Annotated in this window: 17 protein-coding genes; 15 read left to right on the forward strand and 2 right to left on the reverse strand. The window is 58.5% G+C overall.

Translation table 11 applies throughout. The features are described from left to right. Positions 1-1,071, forward strand: a complete 1,071-nt coding sequence (locus RAN89_RS10405; RefSeq protein WP_313866251.1) for an HD domain-containing phosphohydrolase — start codon at positions 1-3, stop codon at positions 1,069-1,071. Between the two features lie 45 nt (positions 1,072-1,116). Here RAN89_RS10405 and RAN89_RS10410 read toward each other — a convergent pair whose 3' ends face one another. Next, positions 1,117-1,560 (reverse strand): universal stress protein, encoded by a 444-nt coding sequence (locus RAN89_RS10410; protein WP_313866252.1) that lies wholly within the window; start codon positions 1,558-1,560, stop codon positions 1,117-1,119. A 104-nt stretch (positions 1,561-1,664) separates the two neighbouring features. On the opposite strand from RAN89_RS10410, the gene RAN89_RS10415 reads away from it, so the two are divergent. The 9 genes from RAN89_RS10415 (at position 1,665) to RAN89_RS10455 (ending at position 9,469) form a co-directional block, all read left to right on the forward strand. After that, complete coding sequence (locus RAN89_RS10415; protein ID WP_313866253.1) at positions 1,665-4,025, forward strand: heavy metal translocating P-type ATPase; 2,361 nt, start codon at positions 1,665-1,667, stop codon at positions 4,023-4,025. A 2-nt stretch (positions 4,026-4,027) separates the two neighbouring features. Then, positions 4,028-4,165 carry a cbb3-type cytochrome oxidase assembly protein CcoS gene (ccoS, locus tag RAN89_RS10420; protein ID WP_087493533.1) on the forward strand — a complete coding sequence of 46 codons (138 nt, stop codon included), beginning with the start codon at positions 4,028-4,030 and terminating at the stop codon, positions 4,163-4,165. Between the two features lie 100 nt (positions 4,166-4,265). Further along, positions 4,266-5,699 carry a cytochrome-c oxidase, cbb3-type subunit I gene (gene ccoN, locus RAN89_RS10425; RefSeq protein WP_313866254.1) on the forward strand — a complete coding sequence of 478 codons (1,434 nt, stop codon included), beginning with the start codon at positions 4,266-4,268 and terminating at the stop codon, positions 5,697-5,699. A gap of 12 nt (positions 5,700-5,711) precedes the next feature. Next, a complete protein-coding gene (gene ccoO, locus RAN89_RS10430) occupies positions 5,712-6,338 on the forward strand; it encodes a cytochrome-c oxidase, cbb3-type subunit II (protein WP_313866255.1) in 627 nt (208 codons plus the stop codon). Between the two features lie 10 nt (positions 6,339-6,348). Continuing rightward, entirely contained in the window at positions 6,349-6,492 is a 144-nt protein-coding gene (locus RAN89_RS10435; protein WP_087497098.1) for a cbb3-type cytochrome oxidase subunit 3, read from the forward strand. 18 nt (positions 6,493-6,510) lie between these two features. Next, positions 6,511-7,422, forward strand: a complete 912-nt coding sequence (gene ccoP / locus RAN89_RS10440) for a cytochrome-c oxidase, cbb3-type subunit III (RefSeq protein ID WP_313866256.1) — start codon at positions 6,511-6,513, stop codon at positions 7,420-7,422. A gap of 27 nt (positions 7,423-7,449) precedes the next feature. Continuing rightward, positions 7,450-8,919 (forward strand): cytochrome c oxidase accessory protein CcoG, encoded by a 1,470-nt coding sequence (gene ccoG, locus RAN89_RS10445; RefSeq protein WP_428984440.1) that lies wholly within the window; start codon positions 7,450-7,452, stop codon positions 8,917-8,919. Between the two features lie 12 nt (positions 8,920-8,931). Then, positions 8,932-9,210 (forward strand): FixH family protein, encoded by a 279-nt coding sequence (locus tag RAN89_RS10450; protein ID WP_313866257.1) that lies wholly within the window; start codon positions 8,932-8,934, stop codon positions 9,208-9,210. A gap of 22 nt (positions 9,211-9,232) precedes the next feature. Then, the gene (locus RAN89_RS10455) at positions 9,233-9,469 is read left to right on the forward strand and encodes a hypothetical protein (RefSeq protein ID WP_313866258.1); all 237 of its coding nucleotides are present in this window, start codon (positions 9,233-9,235) and stop codon (positions 9,467-9,469) included. Between the two features lie 15 nt (positions 9,470-9,484). Here RAN89_RS10455 and fnr read toward each other — a convergent pair whose 3' ends face one another. After that, complete coding sequence (fnr, locus tag RAN89_RS10460) at positions 9,485-10,204, reverse strand: fumarate/nitrate reduction transcriptional regulator Fnr (protein WP_313869377.1); 720 nt, start codon at positions 10,202-10,204, stop codon at positions 9,485-9,487. 196 nt (positions 10,205-10,400) lie between these two features. Between fnr and hemN the strand changes: the two genes are divergently transcribed. The 5 genes from hemN to RAN89_RS10485 all read left to right on the forward strand — a co-directional run bounded on the left by hemN (position 10,401) and on the right by RAN89_RS10485 (position 15,805). Then, positions 10,401-11,801: an oxygen-independent coproporphyrinogen III oxidase gene (gene hemN / locus RAN89_RS10465; RefSeq protein ID WP_313866259.1), complete on the forward strand. Its 1,401-nt coding sequence runs from the start codon at positions 10,401-10,403 to the stop codon at positions 11,799-11,801. A gap of 9 nt (positions 11,802-11,810) precedes the next feature. Continuing rightward, positions 11,811-12,494 carry a sulfite exporter TauE/SafE family protein gene (locus RAN89_RS10470; protein WP_313866260.1) on the forward strand — a complete coding sequence of 228 codons (684 nt, stop codon included), beginning with the start codon at positions 11,811-11,813 and terminating at the stop codon, positions 12,492-12,494. A 6-nt stretch (positions 12,495-12,500) separates the two neighbouring features. Further along, positions 12,501-13,637, forward strand: a complete 1,137-nt coding sequence (locus RAN89_RS10475; protein ID WP_313866261.1) for a GGDEF domain-containing protein — start codon at positions 12,501-12,503, stop codon at positions 13,635-13,637. A 402-nt stretch (positions 13,638-14,039) separates the two neighbouring features. After that, positions 14,040-14,483 (forward strand): LexA family protein, encoded by a 444-nt coding sequence (locus RAN89_RS10480; RefSeq protein WP_313866262.1) that lies wholly within the window; start codon positions 14,040-14,042, stop codon positions 14,481-14,483. Between the two features lie 20 nt (positions 14,484-14,503). Then, positions 14,504-15,805 (forward strand): Y-family DNA polymerase, encoded by a 1,302-nt coding sequence (locus tag RAN89_RS10485; protein ID WP_313866263.1) that lies wholly within the window; start codon positions 14,504-14,506, stop codon positions 15,803-15,805.

Genomic DNA, 15,805 nt, shown 5'->3' on the forward strand with positions numbered 1-15,805 from the left:
ATGCAGGAAGTACTGATCATTGACGACACCGAAATCAATCTGATTCTTTTTGGTGCGTTGATCAAAAAACTGGACAACTGTCAGAGCCACAGCTTTGCTGGTCCCTTGGAAGGGTTGGCTTGGGCGGCGACACACACACCGGATCTGGTGATTGTGGATTACATGATGCCGGATATCGACGGTCTGGAATTCATCCAACGCTTCCGGGCGCTGCCCAACTGTGCGGACGTCCCCATCCTGATGATCACGGCCAATGACCAGAAGCAGGTACGTTACCGGGCACTGGACTCGGGAGCCAACGACTTTCTAGCCAAGCCGGTCGACAAGGTCGAGTTCCTGGCACGCGCCAAGAACATGCTGAGCTTGAGCAGCGCACGCCGCAAATTGGCTGACCACGCCGAGTGGCTGGCGTCCGAAGTGCGCAAAGCCACTGAGGTGATTTTGCAGCGTGAGCGGGACACCGTGTTCCGCCTGTGCAAAGCCGCTGAGTACCGTGATCCGGAAACCGGCGCGCACATCCTGCGCATGGCGCACTATTCCCAGCTGATTGCCAAGAACCTGGGACTGCCGGTAGACCAACAGGAACTCTTGTTGGAAGCCGCCCCCATGCACGACATCGGCAAAGTGGGGATTACTGACAATATCCTGCTCAAGCCCGGCCGTCTTGATGAAGCTGAATTTGAAATCATGAAGCAGCACGCCGCCTTCGGCTATGAGCTGCTCAAAAACAGCAACTCACGGGTGCTGCAGGCAGGTGCAGAGATTGCATTGGGCCACCATGAGAAGTTCGATGGCAGTGGCTACCCGCAGGGCCTCAAGGGCGAGGCCATCCCTATCTTCAGCCGCATTGTTGCGGTGGCAGACGTGTTTGATGCTTTGACCTCCGAGCGTCCCTACAAAAGAGCCTGGACCCTGGAGCAGGCCGTAGACTTTTTGAATGCGGGCGCCGGTACTCACTTTGATCCGCGCTGCGTTCAGGCCTTCCTGAATGGGTTTGATGAGGTCCTGGTCATTCGGGACCGTTATCAGGAAGAGGACGACGTCGAATTCGCCGCATCAAAATTGCTATGATTTCAGGAGCATCTAGCGCCCATTTCATGGGCGCTAGATGCTGATTTACTTCAAAACAAGCACAGGAATGCTGGCATGGGTGAGTACATGCTGGGTTTCACTGCCCAAGAGCAGACGTTTGATGCCCTTGCGCCCGTGGGACGCCATGACAACCAGATCGCAGCTGTGCTTCTTGATGGTGGCCAAGACTGCGTCTGACACCACATCGGACCGCACGACGACGGCTTTGCTTGTCACTTTCTTGGACTCCGCGGTCTTCTTAACGGCGTCGACCACTTTCTGGGCAGCGTCGCTCCAGGCCTTTTCCACCTGCTTGATGTCCTCACCGGCCAGCGCAATACCGCCTTCGAAGTAGGTTTGGGGGTAACGGGGCACGACCTTGAGTGCAATGAGTTCGGCACCGCACAGTCCGGCCAGGGAAATCGCGGTGCTGACGGCCTTTTGTGAGAGTTTGCTGCCGTCGGTGGTGACAAGAATACGTTGGTACATGGTGAGGCTCCTGGGTTGTGAGCTTTCAGGTTACGCCCTCCATCGGCGAAAGACTTGATGTGCATCAAGGTTCGTTCTGCTCCACCGACTCAGAATCCTTTGCAATGATCAGCACTACGGCCATTGCTCCCACCTCTCTGCCTTTGGACAGGGATTCGCTTGCCGTCGTCGATAGTCCGGCTGAGTGGACTGCCTTCAGCCGCGCGTCGGGCACAGCGCCCGGTTGCTGGGAGTCGAATGTCGTGATCGAGGGCATGCACTGCGCTGCCTGTGCCATGACGATAGAGGATGCATTGCGCAGCGTGCCCGGCGTGCAGGAGGCCCGGGTAAGCGCAGCCAGTCAGCGCGCGCAAGTGCGCTGGTCGCAAGAGCAGGTCAGGCCTTCGGAGTGGATGCACGCGGTGCAAGCTGCCGGGTACCGCGCAGTGCCTGCGAACGATGTGTTCGCCATGGAGCGCCGCAAAGCCGAATCCCGCAAGGCACTGTGGCAATGGCTGGTGGCCGGCCTGTGCATGATGCAGGTGATGATGTATGCGTGGCCTGCCTATCAGGCACGCCCCGGCGACCTGACCGGCGAGTACGAGCAATTGCTGCGTTGGGCCTCGTGGGTCTTGTCGCTGCCGGTCATCCTGTTTTCTTGCGGTCCGTTTTTCCGCAAGGCTTGGGCGGACGTACGCCACGCCCGCATCAGCATGGACCTGCCCGTGGCCATCGGCATGTGGATCACGTTTGCAGCCAGCACAGCGGGTACTTTTGATCCGGCCGGGCTTTTCGGACGCGAGGTGTACTTCGACTCGCTCACCATGTTTGTTTTCTTTTTGCTGACCGGCCGCTGGCTGGAGTTGCGCTTGCGCGACCGCACAGCGGGTGCGCTGGAGGCGCTCATGAACCGCATGCCCGACAGCGTGCAGCGCAGGGCTGCCGACGGCAGTTTTGAGCGTGTGGCGGTGCGTCGCCTGGTAGTGGGTGACCTGATGCAGGTGCACGCCGGGGAGACCTTTGCGGCTGACGGTGTGATCGAGCAGGGGCACACGCTGGTGGATGAGTCCTTGTTGACCGGTGAGTCGCATGCTTTGCAGCGCGGTTTGGGGCAGGGCGTGATTGCTGGAAGTCACAACTTGTCGGGAACCGTTTTGGTACGGGTGCAGACCTTGGGGGAATCCACCCGCTTTGCCCAGATTCTGGCCCTCATGGAAAGTGCCTCCCTCACCAAGCCCGGCGCGGCGCAGATGGCCGACCGTTGGGCCAAACCCTTTTTGATCGGCGTGCTCTTCGCTGCTGTGGGTGCCGCCATCTGGTGGTGGCCGACCGACCCTGCCCATGCCCTGATGGTGGCGGTCGCGGTGTTGGTGGTGACCTGCCCTTGTGCTTTGTCGCTTGCGACTCCAGCGGCCATGCTGGCGGCAGCAGGAAACCTGGCCCGCAATGGGCTGCTGGTCCGCAGCTTGCCCGCCTTGGAAACTCTGGCGGCTGCCGATACCGTGGTGTTTGATAAAACCGGGACATTGACCCGCGACGCCATGGCTCTGCAAACGGTCGCGTGTCGTGCTGGCGTTCACCGGGCTTCTGCCTTGGCCGCTGCCGCCGGCCTGGCCTCTCAGTCCCTACATCCCCTATCAAGGGCGTTGGTGCTGGCTGCGGAGCGCGAAGGCATAAGCCCCCTGCGCGTAAACAACTCGCACGAGGTGGCAGGGCAGGGGGTAGAGGCGGAAATCAGCATGGCATTGATGACGGATAGCCTCGCGGAGGGGCGCTTTCGCTTGGGGGGCGCATCGTTTTGTGGCGGTGTTCCGCCAGAGTTGCTATCGGCTGAGGCACAAGGTCCGGTCGTGCACCTGAGCGATGCTTCAGGCTGGGTGGCCAGCTTCCATTTGCAAGAAGAAGTGCGTGAAGATGCCGTGCGGGTGGTGCGCACTTTGCAAAGCATGGGAATAGGGGTGCATCTCTTATCCGGCGACCGTGTAGAAGCAGCCCGCACCATGGCCAGCCGATTGGGCATCGCTCATGTGCGTGGCGCGTGCTCGCCGTCGGACAAGTTGGCCTATATGCAGCAGCTGCAGGCTGACGGGCACGTGGTGGCCATGGTGGGCGACGGTTTGAACGACGGGCCGGTGCTGGCAGGCGCGCATGTGTCATTTGCCTTCGGGCGCGCGGTGCCGATCGCGCAATCGCGATCTGATTTCGTAGCCATGGGTGACAAGTTGGCCAGCGTGAGCAGCGCATGGATGCTGGCCCGCAAAACCATGCAGGTGGTGCGCCAGAACCTTGGATGGGCCTTGGCCTACAACGCAGCGTGCATTCCTTTGGCCGTAGCGGGCTATTTGCCAGCATGGCTGGCCGGTTTGGGTATGGCCTGCAGCTCCTTGTTGGTGGTGTTGAACGCCTTGCGCCTCTCTGCGCCTTTGAGTTCGTCTGCCCCTGCCGCAGTGCGCACGGGGACTCTCTTCTCACTCACCCAGGAATAGTCATGGACATTTTGTATTTGCTCGTTCCCCTCTCGGTGGTGCTGGTGTTTTTCATTTTGGCCGGACTCTGGTGGGCCATTGACCGGGGCCAGTTCGAGGACATCGAGTCCGAGGGTGAGCGCATTTTGCGCGAACCCTGAAAAAGGTTCCCCGCTTTTTCTCTGCCGGTTGATTTGGGTCAACCCGCGTTTGTAAAGCCCGGCAGACACTTGCTTTGAAGTAATCCAAGAAGAGGTAAATATGGCATTTCCAAATCAGCAGGCTGGCGTTTACAACGATACCGTTGTGCGCCAGTTCGCCATCATGACCGTGGTCTGGGGGGTGGTCGGCATGTTGGTGGGCGTGATCATCGCCGCCCAACTCGCCTGGCCCGAACTCAACTTCGGTATTCCGTGGCTCACCTATGGGCGCTTGCGCCCGCTGCATACTAATGCAGTGATTTTTGCGTTCGGCGGTTGCGGCTTGTTCGCTTCTGCCTATTACGTCGTGCAGCGCACCTGTCACGTGCGCATCTTCAGCGACAAGCTGGCCGCATTCACCTTCTGGGGCTGGCAGCTGGTGATCCTGGCCGCAGCCATTTCTCTGCCATTGGGTTACACCTCCGGCAAGGAATACGCGGAGCTGGAATGGCCGATTGACATCCTGATCACACTGGTCTGGGTCTCGTTCGCGGTGGTGTTTTTCGGAACCGTCGGAACCCGCAAGGTCAAGCACATCTATGTAGCCAACTGGTTCTTTGGTGCGTTCATCATTGCGGTGGCCATCCTCCACCTGGTGAACAGTGCAGCGATCCCCGCGGGCTTCATGAAATCGTATTCCGCCTACGCTGGTGTGCAAGACGCCATGGTTCAGTGGTGGTACGGCCACAATGCGGTGGGCTTCTTCCTGACCGCCGGCTTCCTGGGCATGATGTACTACTTCATTCCCAAGCAGGCAGAACGGCCTGTGTACAGCTACCGCCTGTCCATCGTCCACTTCTGGGCGCTGATCTTCACTTACATGTGGGCGGGTCCACACCATTTGCATTACACCGCCTTGCCGGACTGGACCCAGTCTGTGGGCATGGTGTTCTCCCTGATTCTGTTGGCACCCAGCTGGGGCGGCATGATCAACGGCGTCATGACTCTGAGCGGCGCATGGCACAAACTGCGTGACGACCCCATCCTTCGCTTCCTGATCGTGTCCCTGTCCTTCTACGGCATGTCCACCTTTGAGGGCCCCATGATGTCCATCAAGACCGTGAACGCCCTGAGCCACTACACCGACTGGACCGTGGGCCACGTGCACTCCGGTGCCTTGGGCTGGGTGGGTCTGGTGACCATGGGTTCCATGTACTACCTGATTCCCCGCCTGTTCGGCCGCAAGCAGATGTACAGCGTCAAAGCGATTGAGTTGCACTTCTGGACTGCCACCATCGGTATCGTGATTTACATCGCCGCCATGTGGATAGCCGGTGTGATGCAAGGCCTGATGTGGCGCGCCATCAACCCTGACGGTACTTTGACCTACACCTTCGTGGAGTCGGTGAAAGCGACCTACCCCTTCTATGTGTTGCGCTTGTTGGGCGGCCTGCTGTACCTCGGAGGCATGCTGATCATGCTGTGGAACACCCTGATGACTGCTACTGCAGGACGCGCCAATACCGTGGCCATTCCCGCAGCAGCCCACGCTTAAAAGGACCTTTGTATGGCAAACGAAAAAAGTACATCCGGTCTGTCGCACGAGAAGATCGAGACCAGCAACTTTCTGATGATCGTCCTGATCCTGCTGGTGTTGCTGGCAGGCGGTATGGTGGAAATTGTTCCGCTGTTCTTCCAGAAATCCACCACAGAGCCCATCCAGGGCATACAGCCCTACACCGCCTTGCAATTGGCCGGGCGTGATGTGTACATCCGTGAAGGTTGCTACAACTGCCACTCGCAGATGATCCGCCCCTTCCGGGCCGAGACACTGCGCTATGGCCACTACTCTGTGGCAGGCGAGTCGGTGTATGACCACCCCTTCCAGTGGGGCAGCAAACGTACCGGTCCGGACCTGGCCCGTGTGGGCGGCAAGTACAGCGATGAATGGCATCGCATCCACTTGACCAACCCGCGTGATGTGGTGCCTGAGTCCAACATGCCGGCCTACCCTTGGTTGGAGAAAAACCTGGTGGATGCCGAGTCCCTGCCATCGCACCTGCGTGCCTTGCGCAAAGTGGGTGTGCCTTACACGGACGAGCAGATCGCCAAGGCCTCGGAAGAAGTCAAGGGCAAGACCGAGCTGGAAGCCACCATCGCTTACCTGCAGGTTCTGGGCCTGGCACTGAAGTAAGGGGATGACCATGGACATCGATGTCAACAACCTGCGCTCTATCACCACGGTTATCAGTTTCGTGGTCTTTATCGCCATTGTTCGCTGGGCCTGGTCCAAGAGCCGTTCCAGCGACTTTCAAGAGGCCGCCAACCTGCCTTTCGAGCAGGACTGAGCCCCAAAAGGAATCAAAATGAGTGACTTCACAAGCAACTTCTGGTCGGTCTATGTGACCGCCGTCACGGTCATCGGCATCGTGGCCTGTCTGTTCCTGTTGTGGTTCAGCGGTAAAGCCAAGGCCATGACCGCCAATGACAACACAACCGGTCACGTCTGGGACGGCGACCTGCGTGAAATGAACAACCCCTTGCCCCGTTGGTGGGTAGGCTTGTTTGTCATCACCATCGTGTTTGCCGGCGTGTATCTGGCTTTCTACCCCGGCTTGGGTAATTCCGCCGGCAAGCTGGGCTGGACTTCGACCGGCCAGCTGCAAGCCGAAATCGCCAAGGGTGAGGCCGACATCGCGCCCATCTATGCGCGCTTTGACAGCATGACGCCTGAAGACATGGCCAAGGACCCGCAGGCCCATGCCATCGGTGAGCGTTTGTTCATGAACAACTGCTCCCAATGCCACGGTTCGGACGCCCATGGCTCCAAAGGATTTCCCAACCTGACCGATGCTGACTGGCTGCACGGCGGCACACCCGACAAGATCATCGAGACACTGAACCAGGGTCGTATCGGCCAGATGCCACCCATGGCAGCAGCCGTCGGTACCGCAGATGACGTGAAGAACGTAGCGAACTACGTGCTCAGTCTGTCGGGCAGCCCCAACGACTCGGTGCGTGCTGCTCTGGGCAAGCCCAAGTTCGCGGCTTGTGCAGCCTGCCACGGGGCAGACGGCAAGGGCAACCAGGCGCTCGGTGCACCGAACCTGACCGATGACATCTGGCTGCATGGCTATGGTGAGAACGCCATCATCAATATGGTGAACAACGGCAAGGTCAACCAGATGCCCGCGCAGGCGCAAAAACTGTCTCCCGCGCAGATCAAGGTTCTGGCGTCCTATGTCTGGGGTTTTTCCAACACCGGTGCTGCCAAGTAAAGCCGGCAGCCAAGCAAAGGACATTCCTTGAACGTACCCGCCTCCACTGCTGGGAAGAAAATCATTCCTGTCGTCGCATCACCGGACAAAGGGCCTATTGCCCCGCCACCCGGTGCCGACGAGGAGACGATTGCCCTGTACGAAGCGCACAAGAAGATTTATCCGCGCAGCGTGTCGGGCTACTTTTCGAAGTGGCGGTGGGCGTTGGTCTTCCTGACCCAGTTGGTGTTTTATGGATTGCCATGGCTGGAGTGGGGGCAGCGCCAAGCGGTGCTGTTTGATCTCGGGGCCCGGCGGTTCTATATCTTCAACCTTGTGCTGTACCCGCAGGACTTTGTGTATCTCACCGGCATTCTGGTGATCTCCGCACTGTCCTTGTTTTTGTTTACGGCGGTAGCAGGGCGTTTGTGGTGCGGCTATGCCTGCCCGCAAACGGTGTACACCGAAATCTTCCTGTGGTTGGAAAAGCTGGCGGAAGGGGACCGCTCTGCCCGCATGCGGCGTGACGCAGGTCCCTGGAATCTTGACAAAGTCTGGCGCAAAGCAGCCAAGCAGTTCATGTGGATTGCCGTTGGCTTGTGGACCGGTTTCACGTTCGTGGGTTACTTCACACCCATCCACAGTCTGGGCGCTGAATTCATGGCGTTGTCCATGGGCCCTTGGGAAACCTTCTGGGTGTTGTTCTACGGCTTTGCCACTTACGGCAATGCGGGCTACATGCGCGAGCAGGTCTGCAAATACATGTGCCCTTATGCGCGCTTCCAAAGCGCCATGTTTGACAAAGACACCTTGATCGTGACCTACGACCAGGAGCGCGGGGAGCCACGGGGTGCCCGCTCCAAAAAGGCCGACATCGCAACCTTGAATCTGGGCGCCTGTGTGGACTGCAGCTTGTGCGTGCAAGTCTGCCCGACCGGCATTGATATCCGCAAAGGCTTGCAGTACGAGTGCATCGGTTGTGGTGCTTGTGCCGATGTGTGCGACACCGTAATGGAAAAAATGGGTTACGCCCGTGGCTTGGTGAAATACTCTACACAGAATGCCTTGAGTAAGCACTGGACCAATGCCCAAACCTTGCGTCATGTGCTTCGACCTCGTGTGCTGATCTACACCGGCATCCTGCTGGCCGTGGTAATCGCGATGCTGACCAGCCTGTGGTTGCGCGCGCCATTCAAAGTGGATGTGGAGCGCGACCGCGGCACTTTGGCGCGCATTGTGTCGGGCGGTCGTCTGGAGAATGTGTACCGCCTGCAAATCATGAACACCCGGGAAACTCCGCAAACCTATGAAGTCAGCGTCGAAGGGCTGCCGGGGTTAACGGTGTCGACCGATGCCAGCATGGAAGTTGGCCCTACCGAATCGCGCTGGATCGCCGTCCGTGTGCAGCTTCCCTACGAAGGTGCGGCTCCCGGTTCGTACCCCATCCATTTCACGGTGAAATCGGCCCCCGTGTCTGCCGTAGTGACTGAAAAATCCGTGTTTATTGTTCCGCGTTAAGAAAGACTGCTTATGTCCAACCCTACAACCTCGTCCAACACTCCCGCTCCCTGGTGGAAGTTCGGTCATGTGTGGCTGGTAGTCTCCGGTCCGCTCATCGTGGTGGTGGCGAGTTTCCTGACCTTCTACATTGCTGTGCGTGGCATGGACCCCATCGTTGATGAAAACTACTACCAGGCCGGCTTGGACATCAACAAGTCTTTGGCGGCCAAACCTGAGAGCCTGGCCCCGGCCATGCAGGCACGCAACCATGCAGCGACAGGGGTAGTGCCCAACACTGCACCGCGCTAAAGCGGATTTTCAGGAGCGATGTATGCCGACAGGTAAATGGATGGCAGTCGTCTGGCCCGCTTTTCTGGCGGCCGGCGTACTGGAGATCGTGGTGTTTGCATTCATTGACCCACACGATCTGCATTGGCACGATGGCGCGCTACCGCTTTCACGCCAAGGGATTTACACCTTGGCGTTCTTCGTTTTCTGGGGGGTGACGCTGGCCTCCAGCGCCTTGACCGCCTTGCTCAATATGAGCGCTGCCGAGGTCAACGATTAGGAGTTTGAGTCCCGCTCAGTTGCAGACCTTGGGGTTGACAATGTCCTTCAGGGCCTCTGTGTTCAAGATGCGCACATGGCGCTGCTTGACTTCCACAATGCCGTCTTCCACGAATTTGGAGAATGTACGGCTCACGGTCTCAAGCTTCAGACCCAAGTAGCTTCCAATCTCTTCGCGGGTCATCCGCAACACCAACTCGCTTTGCGAGAAGCCGCGGGCATGCAGGCGCTGAACCAGGTTCAGCAGAAACGCAGCCAGTCGCTCTTCGGCTCGCATGCTGCCCAGAAGCAGCATCACGCCGTTTTCACGCACGATTTCGCGGCTCATGATCTTGTGGACATGGCGCTGCAGCGAATTCACTTCCCGCGAGAGCTCTTCAATGCGGTCAAAGGGCATGACGCAAACCTCGGCGTCTTCTAGAGCCACGGCATCGCATGTGTGGTGGTCGTTCACGATGCCATCGAGCCCTACGATCTCACCGGCCATTTGGAAGCCGGTCACCTGGTCGCGGCCGTCTTCAGAAGCAACGCACGTTTTGAAGAAACCGGTGCGGATGGCAAACAGGCTGGTGAATTTTTCTCCGTTGCGGAAGAGGGTTGCTCCGCGTTTGACTTTGCGGCGGCTGGCTACCACATCGTCGATTTTGTCCAGCTCTGCAGCGCTCAACCCCAAGGGCATGCACAGTTCGCGCAGGTTGCAGTTGGAGCAAGCCACTTTGATGGTGTGGGGGTTCAATGCCGCAGTCGCAACCGGAGTGATTGCGATAGAAGCGTGGGCGTCGTGAGACTTGGCGTTAGGCATTGCGTGTTCAAGCATGGTGTTCCCCTGATGCAAGTCAATTATGGTCCCGGTCATCCTGAAACTCCTTGATGTAAATCAAGGAGTTTGGCGGGCGCTTCGGTCACAGTCTGTGCGCTAGCTTGGAGTATTCATGAACGCAGCCATTGCATCCGCACCCATATCAGAACAACTATTGACCCGGTTTGATGTCTCCGGGCCGCGTTACACCTCGTACCCGACGGCGGATCGCTTTGTCGAGGCTTTCAGTGCGGACGATTACACCCAAGCCTTGCAGCAACGCCGGTCCGGGGCTGCTGCGCTGGCCTTGCCCTTGTCTCTCTACGTGCACATCCCATTTTGCGAATCGCTGTGCTACTACTGCGCTTGCAACAAGATTATCACCAAGCACCACGACAAGGCAGCTACGTATTTGCGCTACCTGACCCGGGAAGTGGAGCTGCACACGAAACTGATGGGAACGGGACAGTCCGTCAGCCAGTTGCACTTGGGTGGGGGCAGCCCCACCTTCTTAAGCGACGCTGAACTGCGGGAACTCATGGCGATGCTGCGCCGCAACTTCAGCTTTGCCGCCGGCGGTGAATATTCCATAGAGGTGGATCCCCGCACGGTTGATGCATCGCGCCTGGATACCTTGGCCGAGCTTGGGTTCAACCGACTGAGCTTCGGCGTGCAAGACTTTGACCCCGCAGTGCAGAAGGCCGTGCACCGCGTGCAGCCTGCCGAGCAGGTATTTGCCTTGGTCGACGCGGCACGGGCCCGCGGATTTGAGTCCATTAATGTGGACCTGATTTACGGCTTGCCCCGTCAAAGCCCCGAGTCGTTTGACCGTACCCTGGCACAAGTGAATGCCTTGCGCCCTGACCGCATTGCCCTCTATGCCTATGCGCATCTGCCGGAGCGCTTCAAGCCCCAGCGGCGTATCGCCACAGTGGAGCTGCCCGGTGCCGCCTCCAAGGTGTCCATGTTGGCGCACTCACTGGCTTCCTTTATGGGGGCCGGCTATGTGTATGTGGGTATGGATCACTTTGCATTGCCGGACGACTCGCTGGCCATCGCCAAACGTCAGGGGCGCTTGCACCGTAACTTCCAGGGCTACAGCACCCAGCCCGATTGCGACCTGATTGCCTTGGGGGTGTCTGCCATCGGCCGCATCGGTGCCACCTACAGCCAGAATGCCAAGACACTGGAAGAGTATTACGACTACCTGGACCAAGGGCGCTTCCCCATCGTGCGGGGCATGGCCGTTACGCGTGACGACCTGGTGCGCCGTGCGGTGATCATGGCGCTCATGTGCCAAGGCCAGCTGCAGTTTGAATCTATCAATCTTGCGTATCTGTTGGACTTCAAAACCTACTTTGCCGCTGAACTCAATACCTTGCGAGGCTTGGAAGAGCAGGGTCTGGTGACGCTGGATGACAACGGTATCCAAGTGACCAGCCAAGGGTGGTTCTTTGTGCGCGCCGTCGCTATGGTGTTTGACCGTTACCTGCAAATCGACCGTACCCGCGCCCGCTTCTCCAAAATCATTTAACCTGCCCGGATGCAGTCGTCTCTGGCAGTTGCCGCTTTGTTGATGGGCCTCGTGGGCGGGCCTCATTGTCTTGCCATGTGCGGGGCGGCTTGCGCAGGCATCGGGCAGGCCGCAGGCGCCAGAGGCACGACGGCCATGCTGAGTTTCCAAGCGGGCAGAGTCATAGGCTATGCAGCACTGGGGGCACTTGCGGCTGCTTCGGTGCAAGGCTTGGGTTGGCTCACCGTGCAATCCGCTGCGCTGAGGCCGGTCTGGTCCTTGTTGCACGTGGCGGCTTCGGTTCTGGGGCTCGTCCTTCTGTTCTCGGGGCGGCAACCTCTTTGGCTGCAAGCCGGTGCACGCAGCATCTGGGCCCGCGTGCGCAAAGTGTCGGCGGGAGGTGCGTTTGCGGCTCCCATGGGCTTGGGCGTGGTGTGGTCCCTGCTGCCTTGCGGATTGCTGTACTCCGCCTTGCTGCTGGCCTCCCTGTCAGGGGAACCGCTATCCGGTGCTGCGACCATGGCCCTTTTTGCGCTGGGGACCACACTCACCATGATGGCAGGTCCCTGGCTCTGGTTACGCTTGGGTCTGTCGCGCATGGGTGATGGCACTTGGGGTATGCGATTGGCCGGGGCGGCCTTGGCAGTAGCCTCGACGTGGGCTTTGTGGATGGGATTGGTGCACAATAAAGCACCATGGTGTGCCGTCGTCTGACACTGAATGACATCGTCTTCAGGCGGCCCATCGCCCACGCAGACCCAAGGAAAGTCCGCCTGCATGCACGACCCCGCCAACCTGGATGAGAAGCTACGGATTGAAGACCTGCGCAGCTTCAATATTCTGGATACGCCTGCCGAACAGGCCTATGACGATGTGGTCAGCTTGGCCTCCTACATTTGCGATACGCCCATAGCGCTGATCTCGTTGGTGGATGAAGATCGCCAATGGTTCAAAGCCCGACAGGGTTTGAGCGCCATGGAGACGCCCCGTGGCCAAGCCTTTTGTGCCCACGCTATCGTGGAGCCTGACAAAGTTTTGGAAGTGCCTGATGCCCTGCTTGACGCGCGCTTTCTAGACAATCCCTTGGTGACCGGCGACCCTGGCATTCGCTTTTATGCCGGTGCGCCCCTGTTGACGCCCTCCGGTGCGGCTCTTGGCACCGTATGTGTGATCGACAGAGTCCCGCGCAAACTTACAGAACGTCAGTCATTGGCCCTGCAGGCGCTGTCTCGCCAAGTGGTGCAATTGTTGGCCTTGCGTCGCGCCAATGCTGAGCTGGAGTTGGTGGCCAAAGCGCAAACACTGCGCCAGCAGCAACTTGAAAACCACCAGCGCCGTATCGAAGAGCTGAACCAAGACCTGCAGGAGCAGACGCTCACCGATCCGCTGACGGCATTGAAGAACCGTCGCGCCTTTGACACGTTGCTGGCCAACGAGTTCGCACGTTCGCAGCGCTCCAAGTCGCCCCTGTGTCTGTTGATGGTAGATGCAGATCACTTCAAGGCCTACAACGATGCTTTCGGCCATGTGGCCGGCGACCAGGCCTTGATGTTTATCGCACTGGCCATCAAGAGTCAGGCTCGCGCTTACGACCACGTGGCCCGCTATGGTGGCGAAGAGTTTTGCGTCATCCTGCCCGACACCAAACTCAACGAAGCGCTGCTGGTGGCCGAGCGTATCCGCGAAGCTATCAAGGGCATCATCGGTTTACGCCGACCCATGACTGGCAGTATCGGCGTGGCGTATTCCGAAGGTGTCAACAGCCCCAAACGTTTGGTTGAGCTGGCCGATAACGCGATGTACCTGGCCAAGCAAGGGGGGCGTGATCGGGTGGAGCTTTTTTTGCCCCCGATCTGAGTCGGCAGCGGGTTGGGAGCGGGGCTGGGATAATCAAACCATGCCCGCTATAGAAAACCAGTCTGCTGTGCCGGACTCACTCTGGCGCCTGTCCGTTGCGCCCATGATGGATTGGGCCGATAGTCGTAAAAAGTACTATTTAAATCAATGACTTACGACTTTTTGAAATCGTGATGTAGCACTTTCGTAGCACCGAAATTGAAGTATCGAATGGCGGTATTCACTTTTTGTGGAAAAAAGCTGCCCCAATTTTGTGTTGTCATTGCGGTTTTCAACTTGGGGTTGGGCCTTGGCTTGAAATTAAACGCTCCAAATTTCGACTGACCGCCACTGCACTGAGCAAAAAAGATCAGCTCTAGGTCGTTGCTTGTCAGGAAGTTAGCTTGTGGCTAAACTGTATAAATGTACAGTAATTGCGTTAGCTACCCGCCGGTGCCCATCACCGCCACTCCCTGCCTACTGGACCTCGTCCCCACGCGCATTTGCGCAGGCTTTCCCAGCCCGGCGGAAGACTTGGGAGCTGAACGCATTGATCTGTCCAAAGTCCTGATCACCCACCCGCAGGCCACCTTCCTGCAACGTGTCTCCGGTCACTCCATGAAGGATGCCGGCATTTTCGACAACGACATACTGGTCATTGACCGCGCCATCAAGCCACGGCACAAGATGATCGTGGTCGCTGTGGTGGATGGCGAGTTCACCGTCAAACAGCTTTTTCAGCGTGCCGGACGGGTCAAGCTTCAAGCCGCCAACCCTACCTATCCTGACATAGTGCCCAAGGAAGGCCAGACCATCGAGATCTGGGGTGTGGTCACCAGCTGCATCAAGCAGTTTCCATCCGCCTGACTCATGGCCTTGGTCACTCCATGTACGCCCTGGTAGACGGCAACAACTTCTATGTGTCCTGTGAGCGGGTTTTTAGGCCGAGCCTAAATGGACTGCCGGTGGTCGTTCTATCCAATAACGATGGTTGCGCCATTGCCCGTAGCAACGAAGCAAAAGCGCTGGGTATTGCCATGGGTGCCCCTTGGTTCCAAATCAAACACTTGGCTGAGGATGCCGGCTTGGTAGCCCTGTCTGCCAACTTCGCTCTGTACGGCGACATGTCCGACCGGATGATGAGCCTAGCAGCAGGCCTTGGCCCAGCCCAAGAGATCTACAGCATCGATGAATCCTTCATCGACCTCAGTGGCGTCAAAGGTGACCTCGTTGAGCGCAGTCACAAGATCCGGGCTCGCATCCTGCAGTGGGTAGGCATTCCCTGCGGTATCGGTATCGGTCCCACCAAGACCCTGGCCAAGCTCGCCAATCACATTGCCAAAACCGCCGAACGCAAGCCGGGTGTCTACCCCGACAAGCTCTCCCAAGTCTGTAATCTGGCTGCACTGGATCAAGCAGAGCGTGACGCCGTGTACGCAGCCACCGCGGCAGGCGAGGTCTGGGGTGTGGGCAGGCAGATCAGCAAGCAGCTGCAAGCCGGTGGCATCCATACCGTGCTGGATCTGATGAAGCTAGACCCAGCCACCGTGCGAAGCAAATGGAACGTGGTGCTGGAGAGAACCGTTCGGGAGCTTCAAGGCACCCCGTGCATCGATCTGGATCACAGCCCAGCAGCCAAGAAGGAGATTGCCTGCACGCGATCCTTTGGGCGACCCATCACCGAGCAACATCACATCGCTGAAGCAGTCACAGAGTTTGCTTCTCGAGCGGCGGAGAAGGTCCGGAAGCAACACAGCCAGGCAGGACAGGTACTTGTCTTCATTCGTACAAGCCCGTTTCGCAAAGATGCGCAGTACAGCCGCTCCATGGTCACGCCGTTACGACACCCCAGTGCTGATACCACCTGCATCGTCAAAGCAGCCCTTCAAGGCCTGAACCATATCTTCAAACAGGGATTCAACTACGCCAAAGCCGGGGTGATGCTGCTGGACCTGCAACCCGATACCAACCAGCAGGCAGAACTGGATCTGGAGGATGGCGACTCCGAAGAAGACCGCACCAAACTCATGACTGCCATGGACACCCTGAACCAACGTTTCGGCAAAGGCACAGTCCTGACCGCCAGTGCTGGCCTGGATGGAATGCGAAGAGAGTGGTCCATGAAGCAACTGCGGAGAACCCCGGCGTACACCACCCGGTGGGATGACATGCCAGTGGCAAGAGCGTGA

The sequence above is a fragment of the Rhodoferax mekongensis genome, assembly GCF_032191775.1.
Taxonomy (GTDB): Bacteria; Pseudomonadota; Gammaproteobacteria; order Burkholderiales; family Burkholderiaceae_C; genus Allorhodoferax; species Allorhodoferax mekongensis.